This is a genomic window from Bradyrhizobium sp. SZCCHNS30572 (assembly GCF_032484415.1).
Taxonomy (GTDB): Bacteria; Pseudomonadota; Alphaproteobacteria; order Rhizobiales; family Xanthobacteraceae; genus Bradyrhizobium.
Map to the genome: position 1 here is coordinate 232,750 of NZ_JAUESY010000010.1, position 18,728 is coordinate 251,477.

Below are 18,728 nucleotides of genomic sequence, written 5' to 3' on the forward strand. Positions count from 1 at the left end.
GCCGGATCTGTCGCCGACCGCGCGGGTCTCTCGTGCGAAAGCCGCACTCCGACCTATTCTCGCCGTCTTGTCGCGCCCGATGGGAGCTGATTAGAAGCCGATGAGTCCGGCCGCCGTCATGGTGCCGTCGGGCAGGGGCAGGATTCAACCGGAGCGAGGCTGCGTCGCCTGACGATGCGCCGTGCGACGATAGCGAATGGGGAGCTCACGATGGAAGAACTGAATGGAAAGATGCTCGCGTGCCAGATCCTGGTCACCGGCCTGATCGCGCGCGTCGCCAACGAGCAGCGCGATCCCTTGCGCTTCCTGACCGATTTTCGCGATGAGATCAGGGCCGTCGTCAAGGGCGTGCGGATCGCGGGGGTCGATGATTCCGATCGCGTGCGCCAGATCGCGGTGCAGACCGTGGACGAGCTGTTCTCGCTGATGAAGCCGCCGAGCAGCGACGATCCGGCTGGCTCGTCGAACTGACAAGCGCAGCGATTCGACGGCAGCGCGAGTCAATTCGCGCTGTTTAGAACGATTTCAAGTTCCGCATGTTGTTAGTTGAGCGTTTTAGAATTGTTTTGATCTGGAACTATTCAAGGCCAAATTAGGGCTCCTCAAATTGACCCCCTGAAACGCGCCCGATACCAACGACACATCGTTGCAACGCAAATGATCCGCGTTCGCGATGTGGAACGAAAAAATCTGGGGCGCGTGAAAATAAAATGGGACAGGTGAGAGCACCGCGTTCGCTGCGTGGGGTCGCTGCGATGAAGGTCAATGACGGACGAGGAGAGGGGCCCTCCGTCACCAAGGTGTCGGCGGTGGCCGGGCTGATGGCGGTGGCATCGATGTCCTCGGCCGAGGCGCAGCCGGCTTCCGACCTGCCCCCGGTCAACGTCGATGCGCCGATCGCGCGCGCCAAGCCGACGTCCTCCAAGCCGACCGCCGAGCAGGTCCGCGCGCGCAATGCCCTGCGCCGCGCGGCGGCCCGTCAACAGGCGGCGCAGCAGGCCGCGGTGGCGTTCCCGAACGCGGGCGGGCTGTCTGCGCCGGACGCCAACCCTTACGCAGACGCAGCCGAGCCCTACAAGGTCAACCGCGTGCAGGCGTCGGGCAAGTTTCCTGAGCCGCTCCTGAATACGCCCAAGACCATCACGGTGATGAGCAAGGAGGTGCTGCAGGACAAGCACATCACGGCGCTCAAGGAGATCGGCCGCTCGACCGCCGGCGTCACGCTCGGCTCGGGCGAGGGCGGCAATGCGTTCGGCGACCGCTTCTTCATCCGCGGCTTCGACGCCCGCAACGACGTGTTCATCGACGGCATCCGCGATCCCGCGGTGTCGATCCGCGAGAACTTCTTCACCGAGCAGATCGAGATCCTGCGCGGCCCGGCTTCTTCGTATGCCGGACGCGGCACCGCCGGCGGCGCCATCAACATCGTCACCAAGCAGGCTGGCGATACGAACTTCAAGCGGATGGATACCGAGTTCGGCACCGACCAGCAGAAGCGCGTCACGCTCGACGTGAACCAGGTGATCTCGCCGACCTTCTCGGTGCGCACCGGCGGTCTGTTCCAGGACTCCAACGTCGCGGGGCGCAACTACGTCACCGACGACCGCTGGGGCGCCTTCCTCTCGACCAAGTGGACGCCGATCGACGATCTCAAGATCACGACGAACTATGTCCATACCGATCTGTCGGGTTATCCGGATTTCGGCGTACCCTACTACAAGCAAGGCAACGTCCCCGTGACCTCCGCGGGCATTCCGCGCGGCACCTGGTATGGCTTCCTCAATCGCGACTTCCAGACGGCGCGGCAGGATTTCGGCACTGCCGCGGCCGAGTACAAGGTCAACGAGGCGATCACCCTCAGCAGCAAGTTCCGCGGCGAGCACTCGCTGCTCAACTATATCGGCACCTTGCCGCAGAATCCGAACACGACCAGCCCCAATCCGCTGCTCTGGACCACCACGGCGAGCGCGCAGAGCCGCTATCAGACGGTGGACGTCTGGGCCAACCAGAACGACGCCACGTTCAAGCTCGATACCGGGGGCATCAAGCACACGGCGGTGCTTGGTACCGAGTTCTCGAACGAGAACATCTCGATCGATCGCTACACCGGCCTCTCGTCCGAATTGTTCGGCGGCGGCTCGACCAGCTCGGGCACGGTTACCGGCGTCAACGTGTACTCGCCGCAGTACACCTACATCCCATTCAGCAATACGCCGTCGCTAGTCGGCAACCCGACGCGCTACGGCGTCAACACCAACAGCGTCTACGTCATGGACACGGCCAACTGGCAGGACACGGTCATCCTGAACGGTGGGGTGCGCTATGACGGCTACACCATGAGCTCGTCGACGAACTCGCCGAAATACCTCAAGATGAACGCCGACCTGGTCAACTACAATGTCGGCCTGGTCTACAAGCCGATGCCGATCGGCAGCATCTACGCGGCCTATGCGACCTCGGCCAATCCGTTCGGCTCCGAGCTCGACGCCACCGGCACCGACTATGGCGGCGTGCCCGCCAACACCGCGGTCCTGCTCGGACCCGAGCGCAACAAGGCGGCCGAGCTCGGCACCAAATGGGAGCTGGTCGACCGCCATCTGCTGGTCTCAGCCGCGCTGTTCCAGACCACCAAGGACAATGCCCGCGAGACCGTCGGCGGCCTGCTCACCTCGGGCGCGGCCTACCGCATCCAGGGCATCGACATCGAGGCGGAAGGCAAGCTCACCGATCGCTGGAGCATCTTCGGCGGCCTGGTGCTGATGCAGTCGAAGGTCACGCAGAGTGGCGTCGCTTCCAACATCGGCCTGCAGCTCGCCAACATCGCCCACCAGTCGTTCAGCATGCTGTCGAAGTACAAGCTCGACAATGGCTGGGAGATCGGCGGCCAGGCGGTCTACCGCTCCAAGGTCTATGGCGGTACCTTCGCGGCGAACACCGGCAACGAGCTGCCGAGCTACTGGCGCTTCGACGCGTTCGTCGAGAAGAAGCTTGATGCGCACTGGACCATGAAGCTTTATGCCCAGAACCTGACCAACAAGCTCTATTACGACACACTGTATCGGAGCGCGGTGCCGTTCGTCGCCGTGGCCCCGGGGCGCGCCTTCTACATCGTCACCACTGCGAAGTTCTGATCATGCTGATCTGCATCCCCGACGTTCTGTCGAAGGACGAGGTGGCCGAGTTCCGCCGCATCATGGATGCGGCGGAGTGGGAGGACGGCCGCTCGACGGCCGGGGCGCAGTCGGCCATGGTCAAGCGCAACGAGCAATTGCCACCGGATGGCGAGGCGGCGCGGGTGCTCGGCCAGCGCGTCATCCAGGCGTTGACGAAGCATCCGCGCTTCCTGTCGGCGGCGATCCCGCTGCAGATCTTTCCGCCCTTGTTCAACCGCTACACTGCCTCGCGCGGCGACCATTTCGGCATCCATGTCGACAATGCCGTGCGCGGCGATCCGCTGACCGGCCTGCGCATCCGCACCGATCTGTCGATGACCTTGTTCCTGGCCGAGCCCGACAGCTATGACGGTGGCGAGCTTGTGATCGAGGACACCTACGGCTCGCACGAAGTCAAGTTGCCCGCGGGGCACGCGGTGCTGTATCCGTCATCGAGCCTTCACATGGTCACGCCGGTCACGCGCGGCGCCCGGGTCGCCTCTTTTTTCTGGATGCAGAGCATGATACGGGATGCCCACGTCCGGAGCATGATCTTCGATCTGGACGCGGCGATCCAGAGCTTGGCTGACCGCCTCGGGAGGGACGATCCCGATGCTGTCAAGCTGACCGGCATCTATCACAATCTGATCCGGCAATGGGCCGAGGTCTAATGGGCCGAGATATGATGACATCGTTCCTCGTTAGGTTTGCAATCGTCCTGTCATGTCTGTCTGTTGCTGCGGGGCTACCTGCACATGCGCAGCAGGAGCCGGCCAGGTCCGCCCCGGCGGTCTCGACCGATCTGTCCGCGCCGGCGCCGGGCACAGCCCAGACGATGGCCCCTCCCGCGTCGGGACAGGTCGCCCCAACGGCTGCCGCCCCGGTGGGCATCGAGACCGGCGCCCGCAATGGCAAGTCGGTGACCACCGGGCTGGACGAGCTGTCGCCGTTCGGCATGTTTCTCAAGGCCGACATCGTCGTCAAAGCGGTCATGATCATGCTGGCGCTGGCCTCGATCGCAAGCTGGACGATCCTGATCGCCAAGAGCCTCGAATTCTCCGTCCTGCGCCGCCGGCTGGTCGTCGCGCTGCGCAAGCTGACCGGGGCGAAGTCGCTGGCCGAGGCCCATCTTGCGCTTGGTCAAGGCAAGACCGTCGCGGCATTGCTGCTGCAGGCTGCGATATCAGAGGCACGGCTGTCGGCCGGGCTCGGCAGTGACGAGGGCATCAAGGAGCGCGCAGCCTCGAGCTTCACCGAGATCGTTCGAGCCGAAGCGCGCAGGGTCCGCACCGGCATGGGCCTGCTCGCCACCGTCGGCGCGATCTCGCCCTTCGTCGGACTGTTCGGTACCGTCTGGGGCATCATGAACAGCTTCATCGGCATTTCCAGATCGCAGACCACCAACCTCGCGGTGGTCGCGCCGGGCATCGCGGAAGCGCTGCTGGCGACCGCGATCGGTCTGGCCGCGGCGATTCCGGCCGTGATCATCTACAATCACTTCTCGCGGGTCACGAAGGGCTATCTCGAGCTCGTCAACCGCGCCTCCGGCACCACCGGACGATTGCTGTCGCGCGATCTCGATCGCAGCCATACCGGCCTTCACGTCCGGGCGGCGGAGTAGCCGAGGATGGCCGTCTCGCTCTCCGAAGGCGATCTCGACGACGATTTCGACGAGACCCACGACATCAACGTGACGCCTTTCATCGACGTCATCCTGGTGCTGCTGATCATCTTCATGGTGGCCGCGCCGCTCTCGACCGTCGACCTGCCGATCGACCTGCCGTCCTCGAGCGCCACGCCGCAGAAGAAGCCGGACAAGCCGACCTATGTCTCGATCAAGCCGGACCTGTCGCTGGCGATCGGGGAAAATCTGGTCAAGCGCGTCGATCTCGTGCGCGAGCTCGATGCCATGACCGATCAGCCGAAGGACCGGCCGATCTTCCTGCGCGCTGACAAGCTGGTGCCCTATGGCGAGCTGATGGGCGTCCTGGAACTGCTGCGCGCCGGCGGTTACACCAAGATCAAGCTGGTGGCGCTGGAAGCGCCGCCTGCCGCGGCCGTGCAGGTGCCGCCGGCCCAGCCCGCGCAGCCGTGAGGAGCGCCGGCTTGTGATGAGCGACCTCGACATCGGGCACTCCCCCTCGCGCCGTCTCTGGTTTCTGGCGATCATGGGCGCGCTGATCCTGCATGTCGGCGGGGCCGCGCTGGCGCTGACGCATCTGAACGACGACGAGGACGCCGGCGGCCTCGGCGCGGCGGGCGCCGAGGTCATCGACATCGATATGGGCTCGCCGAAGGTCGAGGACGACGAGGTTCCGGTCGGACAGGACTCGGTAGCGCAGACCGCCGCTCCGCAGATGCAGGAGCAGAAGGCCGAGGTCGAGCAGACCGATCTGCAGAAGGATGTGCCGACCACGACCGAGGAGGCCGACCGCGAGGTCACGACCTCTGACGTGAAGAAGCCGACCGAGGAGCAGAAGGTCGCGACGGTCCAGACACAGGCGTCGGAGGCGCAGGAAGCCTCCGAAGACAGCGCGCGCAAGGCCCTGGACGAGAAGGTTCCTGAAGCCGAGAAGACCAAAGCGCCGAATGCCGGTATCGGCAAGGACGTGCAAAGGCTGACGGCCAATTGGGGCCGCAAGATCAGCGCCTATTTCGAACTGCACAAGAAGTATCCATCCGGAAAGAAGGCCGCTGCCCAGCTCAAGCTGGCGCTCGTGCTCAATCGGCTCGGCCGTGTCGTCTCGGTGGACGTCAAGGAAACGTCCGGCGATCCGGAGTTCGATCAGGCCGCCCTCAGCATGGTCCGCCGTTCGGATCCCGTGCCAAAGCCTCCCGCGGGCCTCACCGACGACGAGTTCTCCTTCATCCTGCCGGTCAAGTTCAACCCGCCGAAATGAGCGGGTGGGGTTCGGCTGACCTCACTGCCAATACAGCCTGACTCCGACGTAGACCACGCAGAGCGCGGCGAAGATCAGCGCAACCGGCAGCTTGCGCGGAGCGGTCGTCCCACTTTGCGCCGCCTTCTTCGGCGGCAGCTTGCGGAAGGCGGTGACATTGCCGGTCACCGGCTCGGCGGCGACCGGCTTGACCTCGGGCGGGGCGCCGCCGCCGCCCATCTCGGCATAATAGGCCTTGTACATCTCGCGGATGGTGGCCTCGGTCGCCTCGTCCTCCGGCATGTCGCCGAGGCGGGCCTTGTAGCTTGCCAGGAAGTCCTGCGCCGCCGGCGGCAGGCCGGAGGCGCCGTTCAGCTTGGCGATCATCTTCCAGGTCGCGAAATCGGCACGGGCGCGGGTGTCGGCGCGGCGTGCGATCATCATGTCAGCGGCTTTGACCAAGAGTGCCTCGGGGCTCGTTCGTTACCATCCCTGACGGGTAGATCTAGACATTACCCGTCAATAGCAGAAGCAGCTGCTTCAGAGAATCGGTCGTGGCGCGGAGCAGCCCCGACACGAGATCAAGATTGAGACCAAATTGGGAACCCGCCAGCGGCAGGAGGATCAGACATCCGATCAGAATCAGCATGCCATACGGCTCGAGCCGGGCAAGCGGCCGCGCCAGCGCCGCCGGCAGCACGCCCACCGCGACCCGGCCGCCATCGAGCGGCGGTATCGGGAGCATGTTGAACACGGCGAGCAGGATGTTGAACGAGAAAATATTCCACAGATTGCTGGCCACCCACCGCGCCGCCTCCGGTGGAACCAGCGGCAGGGCGTGGAACGCCAGTCCGGCCGCCAGCGCCAGCGCGATGTTGGTGGCCGGTCCGGCCAGCGCCACCATCACCATGCCGGCGCGCAGCGGCTTCAGATTGCGAAAATCGACCGGCACCGGCTTGGCGTAGCCGAACAGGAACGGCGAGCCGGACAGCAGCAGCATGCCCGGCAGCAGGACGGTGCCGAACGGATCGATGTGCTTGAGCGGGTTGAAGCTGACGCGACCGAGTCGCAACGCGGTGTCGTCGCCGAACCGCCAGGCGACGAAGGCGTGAGCAGCCTCATGAAAGGTGATGGCGATGATGATCGGCAGGATCCAGACGGAGATGCCGTAGAGCGAGATGTTCAAGGATCGGGGTTCCGGACGCGTTACCGCCTTACATAGGCACGATGGTTCCCCGATGCTACGCGGGATTCTCCGGAAATTGCGGCAGGCCGTCGCTGAGCTGCACCCAATCCATCTTTTCCGAGACCCAGATGTGCTCGGTCGGGGCAAAGGCGTTGCGGTCGTCGAAGCAGGCCAGGGCCACGCCGACAACCGGGCGCGTCCTGCGCCATGAGAACAGCCTGACGCCGCAGCGCGGGCAGAACATGCGATCGAGCGCGTCGGAGGAGGGGAAGCGCGCGGTTTCGCCGGTGATCGTCAGCGCGTCGTGCGCGAACAGCGCGCGGGCGAAGAACGGCGCGCCCGTCGCCCGCTGGCAGTTGCGGCAGTGGCAGACGCGTACGTTGATCGGCTCGCCGGTGCATTGGAAGCGCACCGCGCCGCAGAAGCAGCCGCCGTGGTGGGTCATGGTGGGACCTCCCAACTGGTCATGAACTCTCGCGATCGTCAGCAGCACCGGAAGGTTCTGCCTATCGCCGTCATTGCGAGCGCAGCGGCGCCGCGAAGCAATCCAGGGCCGCGCGAGGAGCTCTGGAGTGCTTCGTCGACTTTCGCCTCCTCGCAATGACGATTTCTCGGTGAGGACGGGCTCTATCGATCGGCACGCCGACTAATACGTTGCGCGGCCGCCGGAAATGTCGAATACGGCGCCGGTCGAGAACGAGCACTCTTCCGAGGCGAGCCACGACACCAGCGCGGCGAGCTCTTCCACCAGCACGAAGCGGCCTTTCGGGATCTTCGACAGCATGAAGTTGATGTGCGCTTCCGTCATCTGGTCGAAGATGGCAGTCTTCGCCGCGGCGGGCGTCACCGCATTGACCGTGATGTTGTGCTGCGCCAGCTCCTTGCCGAGCGACTTTGTCAGCGCGATCAGGCCGGCTTTGGACGCGGAGTAGTGCGCAGCGTTCGGGTTGCCCTCCTTGCCGGCGATCGAGGCGATGTTGACGATGCGGCCATAGCCCTGCTTCAGCATCACCGGCACGATCGCCTTGGCGCAGATGAAGGGACCGTCGAGATTGATGCGCAGCACCTTGCGCCACTCCTCGAGATCGGTCTCCCACACCGTCTTGTTGATGCCGGCGATGCCGGCATTGTTGACCAGGATGTCGATGCTGCCGAACGCGGCCAGCGTCGCGTCACGGGCGCCTTCGACCGCTTTGGTGTCGGTGACGTCGACCTGCAGCGCCAGCACCTCCGGACCGATCGCCTGCGCGGTCTTCTCCGCCAGCGCGATGTCGTGATCCCAGATCGCAACCTTCGCGCCCGACGACTTGAAGCGCTCGGTGATGGCGCGGCCAAAACCTTGCGCGCCGCCGGTGACCACGGCGCAGCGGTTGGTAAGGTCGATGTGGTTCATGATGTTTCCCCGGTCGATCTTTGTTGTCGTCATTCCGGAGCGCGCGCAGCGCGAACCCGGAATCTCGAGATTCCGGGTTCAGCCCTGCGGGCTGCCCCGGAATGACGGAGCAGAACTACAGCGTCCAGCCGCCGTCGATGGTATGCGCGACGCCGGTCGTGAACGCGCTCTCGTCGCTGGCAAGATAGACCGCGAGATGGGCGATCTCCTCCGCCGTGCCGAGCCGGCCCATCGGCTGGCGCGAGATGAACATCTCCAGCCCGTTCGGGCCGGCCGAGGCTGCGCGTCCGAGCATCGAGGGCGTTTCGATCGTGCCCGGGCAGATGCAGTTGCAGCGGATCTTCTTGCCGACGAAATCGGCGGCGACCGAGCGCGTCAGCGCCGCCACGGCGGCCTTGGTCGCACCGTAGACGTAGCGGTTCGGTGCCGCCTTGAACACGCCCGCGGCGGAGGCGATGTTGACGATGGCGCCGCCGCCCTGATCGAGCATCTTCGGCAGGAAGGCGCGGATCGTGCGGTGCATCGACTTGACGTTCAGATCGAACGAGAAATCCCAGTCGTCGTCGGAGCAGTCGAGGATGGTGCCGTTGTGCACGAAGCCGGCGGCGTTGAGCAGGATCTCGACCTTGCCGACCCGCTCGGCCATCGCGTTCACGGCCGCGGTGTTGCGCACGTCGAGCGTCGCGACCTCGGCAATGCCTTCGCTCTTCAGCGTGCTCAGGCCGTTATCATCGATGTCGGTGGCGAATACGGTGGCGCCTTGACGCGCGAACGCAATGGCACAGGCGCGGCCGATGCCGGCAGCGGCGGCAGTGACGAAGGCGCGCTTGCCCTTGAGACGGTCGGACATGGGGTCTCCCTTGGGAATTGACTTCTTAGTTATCGTCATTCCGGGACATCGCGAAGCGATGGGCCCGGAATCCATGACCACGATCGGGAGTATGGATTCCGGGCTCGCGCTTCGCGCGCCCCGGAATGACGGCAGTTGGGTCTAGTGATTATGCCTTGCCACACCCACGGTGCCGGCGATGTTGTGATAGCGCGTGGCAAGCTCCATGCAGGCGCCGGTGGCCTGCTGGCCGACGGTGTTGCGATAGAGCTCCTGCCATGGCGTCTGGTTGGCGGGGTGCGGGAAGCCGCCCTTGGCCTTCAGCTCGGCGCGCCGCTTCGCAAGCTCCTCGTCCGAGATCAGGATATTGGCCGAGCCCTTGTTGAGGTCGATGCGCACGCGATCGCCGGTCTTGAGGATTGCGAGCCCGCCATCGGCGGCGGCCTCCGGCGACGCATTGAGAATCGACGGTGAGCCCGAGGTGCCGGACTGCCGGCCGTCGCCAATGCAGGGCAGGGACAGGATGCCGCGCTTGATCAGCGCCGCCGGCGGCTGCATGTTCACGACCTCGGCGCCGCCGGGATAGCCGATCGGACCGGCGCCGCGGATGAACAGCACGCAGTGCTCGTCGATCGCAAGCTGCTCATCATCGATGCGGTCGTGATAGTCCTCAGGCCCCTCGAACACGATGGCGCGGCCCTCGAAGGCGTTCGGGTCCTTCGGATTGCTGAGATAGCGGTCGCGGAACTCCTTGGAGATCACGCTGGTCTTCATGATCGCGGAATCGAACAGGTTGCCGCGCAGCACCAGGAAGCCGGCATCCTTCACCAGCGGCTTGTCGTAGGACCAGATCACGTCGCCGTCGGGCTTCGCTGCCTCGCGGCAATTCTCACCCATGCTGCGGCCGTTGACGGTGATGACGTCCTCGTGGATGCGCTTGTGCCGCATCAACTCGCCGATCACGGCCGGCACGCCGCCGGCGCGATGGAATTCCTCGCCGAGATAGAAGCCGGCCGGCTGCATGTTGACGAGCAGCGGCACGTCGTGGCCGACCTTCTGCCAGTCGTCGATGTCGAGCTCGACGCCGACATGGCGCGCCAGCGCGTTGATATGGATCGGCGCGTTGGTCGAGCCGCCGATCGCGGAGTTGGCGACGATGCAGTTCTCGAACGCCTTGCGTGTCAGGATGTCGGATGGCTTCAGGTCTTCCCACACCATGTCGACGATGCGCGTTCCGGTCTCGTAGGCGATCTGGCCGCGCTCGCGATAGGGCGCGGGGATCGCGGCGCAGCCGGGCAGGGACATGCCGAGCGCCTCGGCCAGCGCATTCATCGTCGACGCCGTGCCCATGGTGTTGCAATGGCCAACCGACGGCGCCGAGGAGGCGACGATCTCCATGAACTCCTCATAGCCGATCTCGCCGGCGGCGAGCCGCTCGCGCGACTTCCACACCACGGTGCCGGAGCCGGTGCGCTGCCCCTCGTGCCAGCCGTTCAGCATCGGGCCGCCCGACAGCACGATGGCGGGGATGTTCACGGTTGCCGCGGCCATCAGGCAGGCCGGCGTCGTCTTGTCGCAGCCGGTCGTCAGCACCACGCCGTCGAGCGGATAGCCGAACAGGATTTCGACCAGGCCGAGATAAGCGAGGTTGCGGTCGAGCGCGGCCGTCGGGCGCTTGCCGGTCTCCTGGATCGGATGGGTCGGAAATTCCATCGCGATGCCGCCGGCGGCGCGGATGCCCTCGCGGACGCGGTGCGCCAGCTCGATGTGGTGGCGGTTGCAGGGCGAGAGATCGTTGCCGGTCTGGGCAATGCCGATGATCGGCTTGCCCGACTGCAGCTCAGCCCGGGTCAGGCCGTAATTCAGATAGCGCTCGAGATAGAGCGCGGTCATGCCCGGATTGTGCGGATCGTTGAACCACGCCTGCGAGCGCAGCTTGCGGCTTTTGTCAGCGCCGTTGCCGGCATGCCCGTTCGAGTTCGTCATGTGTTTTCTCCCGCAGTGCAAACGTGGCGAGGCCGGTCCGTCGTCTGCGCGCTATCGGCCCGCTGTCGAAGATCGCCTACGTCTTTCGTTCAAGTCGTCGTTGGTTCGAGTGGTTCTAGTTCATGGCTTTTGGTTGCGCTACCATTTTGTTCCGGAAGCGCGCCCCGACGCGGGCTGCGGACTTGCGGCGGCGCGCTGCAAGGTCGAGCTCTGCCGTTCGATCACCTCGAAGCCGAGATCGACGACGCGCTGCGCCACGGGACGGCCTTCGACGGCGTCCATGATCATCGTCGCCGCACGCCGACCCATCTCGTAGCGATTGGTACGCACGCTGGTGAGCGTCGGAACCGCCGCGGCCATGAATTCCATGTCGTTGAAGCCGACGATCGCGATCTGCTCGGGTACCGCAATGTGCCGGCGCTGGCATTCGAACAGCACGCCGAGCGCGAGATCGTCGTTGGCGCAGAACACGGCGTCGAGATCCGGCGCCTTCATCAGCAGATCGGAGAACAGGCTGCCGCCCATTGTGGTCGAGGTCGGAACAGGCGCCGTGACGATGAGACGCGGGTCGAACAAGCCGGCCTCCTTCATCGCGTTCTGATAGCCCTGCAGCCTGCGCTGCACCCTTGGGTCCATGCGGGCGCCGATGAAGCCGATGCGACGGCAGCCCTGCGCGAGAAGGTGTGAAATGGCTGCAAAACAGGCATCGACGTGCGAAAATCCGATCATCATGTCGATCGGGTTGGCGCCGAGCTCCATGATCTGCACGACGGGACAGTCCGCTGCCTGGATGATCGACCGGCTCTCCGCCGTCTGGTCGAGACCGGTCACGATCAGGCCGGCCGGCTTCTGCATCAGGAACAACCGCAGCAGGCGCTCCTCCTGCAACACGCTGTAGCGGGTGTTGGCGAGCTGGATGCTGTAGCGGCTGCCTTCGAACGCATCATAGATGCCCCGCAGCACGTCGGAGAACACGTTGTTGGTGAGGGACGGTATCAGCACGCCGATCACTTCGGTGCGCTGCGATGCGAGCGCGCGCGCGGCGAGGTTCGGCACATAGCCGAGCTCCTTGGCGGCACTCTCGATCCTCGTGCGGCGGCCGGCCGAGACCGTGTCGGGATTACGGAAGAAGCGTGACACCGTGATCGGGCTGACGCCCGCCAGTGCCGCAACTTCGGTCAGCCGGACTTTGCCCGGCTCGATGCGTTTCCGTCCCATGCCTCGCTCATAGCATAGGCGGTCTGGTACACAAGCGATATTGACAGCGCTATCACGCGGTTGCTAAGCGAGGCATTGCGGAAGCGAACTGAACTGCGGACAATGTCGGCCGCACTGGCCCTGTTTCGGAGCCGGTCGGAACGACCAGAGCCAACAAGACCATCAAAAACAAGACCACCAAGAACAAGACTGCACGACCAGGACTACAAAACGACAAGCGGCCTGATCAAACGGCCGAGAACAACGGTCAGAATGCCGCCGGCAAGCAGCCAATGCTGTCGGTCTTTGAGGAGGAAATTGATGTCGTCGGTGCAAATTCGCGACGTGCGCAAATCATTCGGCGGATTCGAAGTGCTGCACGGCGTGACGATTCCGATCGAGGATGGCGAGTTCGTCGTGCTGGTCGGGCCGTCCGGCTGCGGCAAGTCGACGCTGCTGCGCATGCTCGCAGGGCTCGAGAACATCACCGCCGGAACCATCTCGATCGGCGAGCGCGTCGTCAACAACGTGCAGCCGAAAGAGCGCGACATCGCGATGGTGTTCCAGAACTACGCGCTCTATCCGCATATGACGGTCGCCGACAACATGGGCTTCTCGCTGAAGCTGCGCGGCGCGCGGCCGGAGGACATCAAGAAGGGCGTCGCGCGCGCCGCCGAGATCCTGGCGCTGACGCCGCTGCTCGACCGCTATCCGCGCCAGCTCTCCGGTGGCCAGCGCCAGCGCGTCGCAATGGGCCGCGCCATCGTGCGCGATCCGCAGGTGTTCCTGTTCGACGAGCCGTTGTCGAACCTCGACGCCAAGCTGCGCGTCGCGATGCGCACCGAGATCAAGGAGCTGCATCAGCGTCTCAAGACCACCACCGTCTACGTCACCCACGACCAGATCGAGGCCATGACGATGGCCGACAAGATCGTCGTGATGCATGACGGCATCGTCGAGCAGATGGGCTCGCCGCTCGATCTGTACGACAAGCCGGACAACCAGTTCGTGGCCGGATTCATCGGCTCGCCGGCGATGAACTTCCTCAACGGCCACCTGAAGTCCAATGGGTCGGTCTATGTCGAGACCGAGAACGGCGCCAGGCTGCCGATCCTCGCCGCGCCGGCGGCCTCCGACGGTCGTCCTGTGGTGTACGGCGTGCGGCCCGAGCATCTCGAGCTCGCCAGCGACGGCATCGAAGCCGAGGTCGTCGTGGTCGAGCCGACCGGTTCGGAGACGCAGATCGTCGCCCGGATCGGCACCCAGGACATCATCGCGGTGTTCCGCGATCGCCACGAGGTCAATCCCGGCGAGAAGATCCATTTGCGCCCGCGGGCGTCGGCGGCGCATCTGTTCGACAAGGATAGCGGCCGGAGGATTTGAGCCGGCCGCTCGACGCAACGACAGAACAAACAAAACAAGCAAAATACTCAACGGGAGAAAACTTCAGATGGCTTATTTCCCCACCGATCGACGGTCTCTGCTCAAGGGCGGCGCGACCTTGCTGGCGGCTGCCGCGACCATGTCGGCCGAGGACCTGCTCGGCTACGCCAAGGCCTGGGCGCAGACCTCGCCCTTCAAGCCCGAGCCCGGCGCCAAGATCAACATGATGCGCTGGAAGCGCTTCGTCGAGGCCGAGGACGTGGCCTTCATGAAGATCGTCGACGCCTTCCAGAAGGCCAACAACGTCACCATCAACGTCTCCAACGAATCCTATGACGACGTCCAGCCCAAGGCCTCGGTCGCGGCCAATACGGGGCAGGGGCTCGACATGGTGTGGGGCCTCTACACGCTGCCCTTCCTGTTCTCCAACAAGTGCGTCGACATGACCGACGTCGCCGATTACCTCGGCAAGAAGTGCGGCGGCTGGACCGACTCGGGCAAGGCCTATGGCATGCTCGACGGCAAGTGGATCGGCATTCCCGTGGCGGCCACCGGCGGTCTCATCAACTACCGCGTCTCGGCGGCTGAAAAGGCCGGCTTCAAGGAGTTCCCGAAGGATCTCGCGGGAATGTCCGAGTTCTTCAAGGCCATGAACAAGAACGGCACCCCGGGCGGCATGGCGCTCGGCCATGCCTCGGGCGACGCCAATGGCTGGGTGCACTGGGCGCTGTGGGCGCACGGCGGCAATTTGATCGACAAGGACAACAAGGTCGTCATCAACTCGCCGGAGACCGCCAAGGCGCTCGAATACGTCAAGGGCCTGTACGACAATTTCGTGCCGGGCACCGCGTCGTGGAACGACTCGTCCAACAACAAGGCGTTCCTCGCCGGCCAGCTCTACGCCACCGTCAACGGCATCTCGATCTACGTGACCGCCAAGAAGGAGGCGCCGCAGATTGCCGAGGACATGAACCACGCGCATCTGCCGCCCGGCCTCGACGGCAAGACCCGCGAGATGCATCTTGGCTTCCCGATCCTGGTGTTCAACTTCTCGAAGTATCCGCAGACCTGCAAGGCGTTCACCGCCTTCATGCTGGAGCCGGAGCAGTTCAATCCGTGGATCGAGGCGGCGCAGGGCTACCTGTCGCACTTCCTCAAGGCCTATGACGCCAACCCGATCTGGACCGTCGATCCGAAGAACACGCCGTATCGCGACGTCGCGGCGACCGCGACCACGCCGGCCGGCGTCGGCAAGCTCGGCGAGGCCGCTGCGGCCGCGATCGCCGACTTCGTCCTGGTCGACATGTTCGCGAACTACTGCACGGGCCGCGAGGACGTGAAGACGGCGATGGCGAGCGCCGAGCGCTCCGCCAAGCGCATCTTCCGCTGAGGCGAGGCCGACCGGCGCGCGAGAGCGCCGGTCGCCATCGTCGGAGGGTGGGCAAGGCGCAACGCGCCGTGCCCACCGTCATTGCGAGCGCAGCGACGTGTCCGCCATAGCCCGACGGGCGACGGCGGAAGCAATCCAGGGCCGAACGTTGGACTCTGGATTGCTTCGTCGCTTCGCTCCTCGCAATGACGGAGTAACTCTATCCGTCCCGAACGCCGGTGGGCGCGCGTCGCTCACCCCACGGTTCGAAGGGAGCTGCTGGATAAATGAGTACCATTCAGACCTCGTTGCCACGAGGCGCCGCCGTCGGCGAGCCCTCGGCATGGGTGCGCATCAAGACCAACCGCAACGTGATCGCGCTGTGGTTCATGCTGCCCGCGGCGGCTTTCCTGATCCTGTTCCTGGCCTATCCGCTGGGGCTCGGCGTCTGGATGAGCTTCACCGACGAGAAGATCGGCCGCAGCGGCGTCTTCGTCGGTCTGGAGAACTACGAATGGCTGTGGGACGACTCGATCTTCTGGCTGTCGGTGTTCAACACGCTGCTCTACACGATCGTGGCGAGCGCCATCAAATTCGCCATCGGGCTCTATCTCGCGCTGCTGTTGAACCGGCACATGCCGTTCAAGGCGATGATCCGCGCCATCGTGCTGATCCCCTTCATCGTGCCCACCGTGCTGTCGGCGATCGCGTTCTGGTGGATCTACGATTCCCAATTCTCGATCATCTCCTGGTCGCTGATCAAGCTCGGAATCATCACCCAGAACATCAACTTCCTCGGCGACACCTCCTGGGCGCGCGCCTCCGTCATCATCGCCAACATCTGGCGCGGTGTGCCGTTCGTCGCGATCACCTTGCTCGCCGGCCTGCAGACCGTGTCGCCCTCGCTGTACGAGGCGGCCACGCTCGACGGCGCCACCAGCTGGCAGCGCTTCCGCTTCATCACCTATCCCTTGCTGACGCCGATCATCGCGGTCGTCATGACCTTCTCGGTGCTGTTCACCTTCACCGACTTCCAGCTGATCTGGGCGCTGACCCGCGGCGGCCCGGTCAATGCCACGCATCTGATGGCGACCTTGAGCTATCAGCGCGGCATCATCTCCGGACGGCTCGGCGAGGGCGCCGCGATCGCCACCGCGATGATCCCGTTCCTGATGGCGGCGATCGCGATCTCCTGGTTTGGCATGCAACGGCGCAAATGGCAGCAAGGATCCGACCAATGACCGACACCACGCTGCACGCCAAGGCGCCCACCACGGCCGGCACCGACGAATCCGAGGGCATGAGCTACCTCGAGTCGCTGCCGCGCCGGCTGATCACGCTGTATCTGCCGCTCGGCATCATCCTCGTGGTGCTGCTGTTCCCGTTCTACTGGATGGGGCTGACGTCGATCAAACCGGACGAGCAGCTGATCGACATGGAGAAGTACAATCCGTTCTGGGTGGTGCATCCGACCTTCAAGCACATCTCCAAGCTGCTGTTCGAGACGCAGTATCCGCGCTGGCTGTGGAACACGATGTATGTCGCGGTCGGCGCCACCACGCTGTCGATCTTCGCCTCGGTGCTCGCGGCGTATGCGATCGTGCGGTTGCGCTTCAAGGGCGCCGATACCGTCGGCGTGCTGATCTTCTTCGCCTATCTGGTGCCGCCGTCGATCCTGTTCATCCCGCTGGCCTCGGTGATCCAGGCCTATGGGCTGTTCGACTCGCCGTTGTCCTTGATCCTGGTCTATCCGACGCTGCTCATCCCGTTCTCGACCTGGCTGCTGATGGGCTACTTCAAGACCATCCCGTTCGAGCTCGAGGAATGCGCGCTGATCGACGGCGCCAGCCGCTGGCAGATCCTGGTGAAGATCGTGGTGCCGCTCGCCGTGCCCGGCCTGATCTCGGCCTTCATCTTCTCATTCACCCTGTGCTGGAACGAGTTCATCTACGCGCTGACCTTCCTGCAGTCGACGCCGAACAAGACCGTGCCGGTCGCCATCGTCAACGAGTTCGTCGACGGCGACATCTACAAATGGGGATCGCTGATGGCCGGCGCCCTGGTCGGCTCGCTGCCGCTGGTCATTCTTTACGCCTTCTTCGTCGAGCATTATGTGTCGGCCATGACCGGCGCGGTGAAGGAGTAGGCGGCTTTGTCCGTGAGCCGGGTCAAGGCGTCGCTTGCTGCTCACGCGGATCTCAACTCCCGTCATTGCGAGGAGCGAAGCGACGAAGCAATCCAGAGCCATTCCGATGACTCTGGATTGCTTCCGCCGTCGCCTTTCGGGCTATGGCGGACAAGTCGCTTCGCTCGCAATGACGAACGTTGAGACCATGCCCAATCGTTGCATTTGAAGGAGCATACCCTTGCATATTCTCGTTCTCGGCGCCGCCGGCATGGTCGGGCGCAAGCTGGTCGAGCGTCTCGTCCGCGACGGCCGCCTCGGCGACAAGGCCATCACTCGCATGACGCTGCAGGACATCGTCGCGCCGGCCAAGCCCGACACGTCCATCGCCGTCGACACCATCGCCGGGGACTTCGCCGTCCCAGGCTTTGCGGAGAAGCTCGTCGCCGGCCGTCCCGACGTGATCTTCCACCTCGCCGCGATCGTCTCCGGCGAGGCCGAGCTCGATTTCGACAAGGGCTACCGCATCAATCTCGACGGCACGCGGATGCTGTTCGACGCCGTCAGGCTGATCGGCGACGGCTACAAGCCGCGGCTGGTCTTTACCTCCTCGATCGCGGTGTTCGGCGCGCCGTTCCCCGAGGCCATCGGCGACGAGTTCGTCAATGCGCCGCTGCTCAGCTACGGCACCCAGAAGGCGATCGGTGAGCTCCTGCTGGCCGATTACAGCCGCCGCGGCTTCTTCGACGGCGTCGGCATCCGCCTGCCGACCATCTGCATCCGCCCCGGCGCGCCCAACAAGGCCGCCTCCGGCTTCTTCTCCAACATCCTGCGCGAGCCCTTGGCCGGCAAGGAGGCCGTGCTGCCGGTGTCCGAGGACGTCCGCCACTGGCACGCCACGCCGCGCTCGGCGGTCGGCTTCCTCCTGCATGCCGCAACCATGGACACGGCCAAGATCGGCCCACGCCGGAACCTGACCATGCCCGGCCTGTCGGCGACGGTTGGCGAGCAGATCGCAGCCCTGCGTCGCGTGGCAGGCGACAAGGTGGCGGATCGCATCAAGCGGGAGCCGGATCCCTTCATTGTGGGCATCGTCGCCGGCTGGCCGCGGAATTTCGAGGCCAAGCGGGCTCGCGAACTCGGCTTCACCACCGAGGAAAAGACCTTCGACGACATCATCCGGATTCACATTGAGGATGAGCTCGGTGGCAAGTTCGTGGCCTGAGACG

Annotated in this window: 18 protein-coding genes; 11 read left to right on the plus strand and 7 right to left on the minus strand. The window is 64.6% G+C overall.

The window, feature by feature from the left end; translation table 11 throughout:
• Positions 1–210 precede the first annotated feature (210 nt).
• The 6 genes from QX048_RS28195 to QX048_RS28220 all read left to right on the plus strand — a co-directional run bounded on the left by QX048_RS28195 (position 211) and on the right by QX048_RS28220 (position 6,052).
• Positions 211–471: a hypothetical protein gene (locus QX048_RS28195; protein WP_315827383.1), complete on the plus strand. Its 261-nt coding sequence runs from the start codon at positions 211–213 to the stop codon at positions 469–471.
• Positions 472–710: 239 nt separating this feature from the next.
• On the plus strand, positions 711–3,131 hold the full coding sequence (locus QX048_RS28200) for a TonB-dependent receptor (protein WP_315827384.1): 2,421 nt from the start codon (positions 711–713) through the stop codon (positions 3,129–3,131).
• A 2-nt stretch (positions 3,132–3,133) separates the two neighbouring features.
• Complete coding sequence (locus QX048_RS28205; RefSeq protein ID WP_315827385.1) at positions 3,134–3,823, plus strand: Fe2+-dependent dioxygenase; 690 nt, start codon at positions 3,134–3,136, stop codon at positions 3,821–3,823.
• Positions 3,824–3,834: 11 nt separating this feature from the next.
• Entirely contained in the window at positions 3,835–4,773 is a 939-nt protein-coding gene (gene exbB / locus QX048_RS28210) for a tonB-system energizer ExbB (protein ID WP_315714468.1), read from the plus strand.
• A gap of 6 nt (positions 4,774–4,779) precedes the next feature.
• The gene (exbD, locus tag QX048_RS28215; protein WP_315714467.1) at positions 4,780–5,247 is read left to right on the plus strand and encodes a TonB system transport protein ExbD; all 468 of its coding nucleotides are present in this window, start codon (positions 4,780–4,782) and stop codon (positions 5,245–5,247) included.
• A 16-nt stretch (positions 5,248–5,263) separates the two neighbouring features.
• Entirely contained in the window at positions 5,264–6,052 is a 789-nt protein-coding gene (locus QX048_RS28220; protein ID WP_315714466.1) for a TonB family protein, read from the plus strand.
• A 21-nt stretch (positions 6,053–6,073) separates the two neighbouring features.
• On the opposite strand, the gene QX048_RS28225 is transcribed toward QX048_RS28220, so the two are convergent.
• The 7 genes from QX048_RS28225 to QX048_RS28255 form a co-directional block, all read right to left on the minus strand.
• Entirely contained in the window at positions 6,074–6,475 is a 402-nt protein-coding gene (locus QX048_RS28225) for a hypothetical protein (RefSeq protein ID WP_315714962.1), read from the minus strand.
• Between the two features lie 61 nt (positions 6,476–6,536).
• Positions 6,537–7,217 carry a site-2 protease family protein gene (locus tag QX048_RS28230; protein WP_315714465.1) on the minus strand — a complete coding sequence of 227 codons (681 nt, stop codon included), beginning with the start codon at positions 7,215–7,217 and terminating at the stop codon, positions 6,537–6,539.
• 55 nt (positions 7,218–7,272) lie between these two features.
• Positions 7,273–7,662 carry a GFA family protein gene (locus QX048_RS28235; protein ID WP_315714464.1) on the minus strand — a complete coding sequence of 130 codons (390 nt, stop codon included), beginning with the start codon at positions 7,660–7,662 and terminating at the stop codon, positions 7,273–7,275.
• A 201-nt stretch (positions 7,663–7,863) separates the two neighbouring features.
• A complete protein-coding gene (locus QX048_RS28240) occupies positions 7,864–8,610 on the minus strand; it encodes an SDR family NAD(P)-dependent oxidoreductase (protein WP_315714463.1) in 747 nt (248 codons plus the stop codon).
• A 115-nt stretch (positions 8,611–8,725) separates the two neighbouring features.
• On the minus strand, positions 8,726–9,460 hold the full coding sequence (locus tag QX048_RS28245; protein ID WP_315827386.1) for an SDR family oxidoreductase: 735 nt from the start codon (positions 9,458–9,460) through the stop codon (positions 8,726–8,728).
• A gap of 141 nt (positions 9,461–9,601) precedes the next feature.
• On the minus strand, positions 9,602–11,425 hold the full coding sequence (locus QX048_RS28250; RefSeq protein WP_315714460.1) for an IlvD/Edd family dehydratase: 1,824 nt from the start codon (positions 11,423–11,425) through the stop codon (positions 9,602–9,604).
• A gap of 138 nt (positions 11,426–11,563) precedes the next feature.
• Positions 11,564–12,643 (minus strand): LacI family DNA-binding transcriptional regulator, encoded by a 1,080-nt coding sequence (locus QX048_RS28255; protein WP_315827387.1) that lies wholly within the window; start codon positions 12,641–12,643, stop codon positions 11,564–11,566.
• A 300-nt stretch (positions 12,644–12,943) separates the two neighbouring features.
• Between QX048_RS28255 and QX048_RS28260 the strand changes: the two genes are divergently transcribed.
• From QX048_RS28260 to denD, 5 genes are all read left to right on the plus strand, one after another.
• The gene (locus QX048_RS28260; protein ID WP_315827388.1) at positions 12,944–14,005 is read left to right on the plus strand and encodes a sn-glycerol-3-phosphate ABC transporter ATP-binding protein UgpC; all 1,062 of its coding nucleotides are present in this window, start codon (positions 12,944–12,946) and stop codon (positions 14,003–14,005) included.
• Positions 14,006–14,072: 67 nt separating this feature from the next.
• The gene (locus QX048_RS28265; RefSeq protein ID WP_315749733.1) at positions 14,073–15,395 is read left to right on the plus strand and encodes an ABC transporter substrate-binding protein; all 1,323 of its coding nucleotides are present in this window, start codon (positions 14,073–14,075) and stop codon (positions 15,393–15,395) included.
• Between the two features lie 266 nt (positions 15,396–15,661).
• Complete coding sequence (locus tag QX048_RS28270) at positions 15,662–16,615, plus strand: sugar ABC transporter permease (protein ID WP_315749734.1); 954 nt, start codon at positions 15,662–15,664, stop codon at positions 16,613–16,615.
• Positions 16,612–17,520, plus strand: a complete 909-nt coding sequence (locus QX048_RS28275; protein WP_315714455.1) for a carbohydrate ABC transporter permease — start codon at positions 16,612–16,614, stop codon at positions 17,518–17,520. Before QX048_RS28270 ends, QX048_RS28275 begins: the two co-directional genes overlap by 4 nt.
• Before the next feature lie 220 nt (positions 17,521–17,740).
• Positions 17,741–18,724 (plus strand): D-erythronate dehydrogenase, encoded by a 984-nt coding sequence (denD, locus tag QX048_RS28280; protein WP_315827389.1) that lies wholly within the window; start codon positions 17,741–17,743, stop codon positions 18,722–18,724.
• Positions 18,725–18,728: the final 4 nt, after the last annotated feature.

Coding starts and splice junctions, on each gene's coding strand:
- QX048_RS28195 (WP_315827383.1), top strand. CDS start 211: ATGGAAGAACTGAATGGAAAGATGCTCGCGTGCCAGATCCTGGTCACC.
- QX048_RS28200 (WP_315827384.1), top strand. CDS start 711: ATGGGACAGGTGAGAGCACCGCGTTCGCTGCGTGGGGTCGCTGCGATG.
- QX048_RS28205 (WP_315827385.1), top strand. CDS start 3,134: ATGCTGATCTGCATCCCCGACGTTCTGTCGAAGGACGAGGTGGCCGAG.
- exbB (WP_315714468.1), top strand. CDS start 3,835: ATGATGACATCGTTCCTCGTTAGGTTTGCAATCGTCCTGTCATGTCTG.
- exbD (WP_315714467.1), top strand. CDS start 4,780: ATGGCCGTCTCGCTCTCCGAAGGCGATCTCGACGACGATTTCGACGAG.
- QX048_RS28220 (WP_315714466.1), top strand. CDS start 5,264: ATGAGCGACCTCGACATCGGGCACTCCCCCTCGCGCCGTCTCTGGTTT.
- QX048_RS28225 (WP_315714962.1), bottom strand. CDS start 6,475: ATGATGATCGCACGCCGCGCCGACACCCGCGCCCGTGCCGATTTCGCG.
- QX048_RS28235 (WP_315714464.1), bottom strand. CDS start 7,662: ATGACCCACCACGGCGGCTGCTTCTGCGGCGCGGTGCGCTTCCAATGC.
- QX048_RS28240 (WP_315714463.1), bottom strand. CDS start 8,610: ATGAACCACATCGACCTTACCAACCGCTGCGCCGTGGTCACCGGCGGC.
- QX048_RS28245 (WP_315827386.1), bottom strand. CDS start 9,460: ATGTCCGACCGTCTCAAGGGCAAGCGCGCCTTCGTCACTGCCGCCGCT.
- QX048_RS28250 (WP_315714460.1), bottom strand. CDS start 11,425: ATGACGAACTCGAACGGGCATGCCGGCAACGGCGCTGACAAAAGCCGC.
- QX048_RS28255 (WP_315827387.1), bottom strand. CDS start 12,643: ATGGGACGGAAACGCATCGAGCCGGGCAAAGTCCGGCTGACCGAAGTT.
- QX048_RS28260 (WP_315827388.1), top strand. CDS start 12,944: ATGTCGTCGGTGCAAATTCGCGACGTGCGCAAATCATTCGGCGGATTC.
- QX048_RS28265 (WP_315749733.1), top strand. CDS start 14,073: ATGGCTTATTTCCCCACCGATCGACGGTCTCTGCTCAAGGGCGGCGCG.
- QX048_RS28270 (WP_315749734.1), top strand. CDS start 15,662: ATGAGTACCATTCAGACCTCGTTGCCACGAGGCGCCGCCGTCGGCGAG.
- QX048_RS28275 (WP_315714455.1), top strand. CDS start 16,612: ATGACCGACACCACGCTGCACGCCAAGGCGCCCACCACGGCCGGCACC.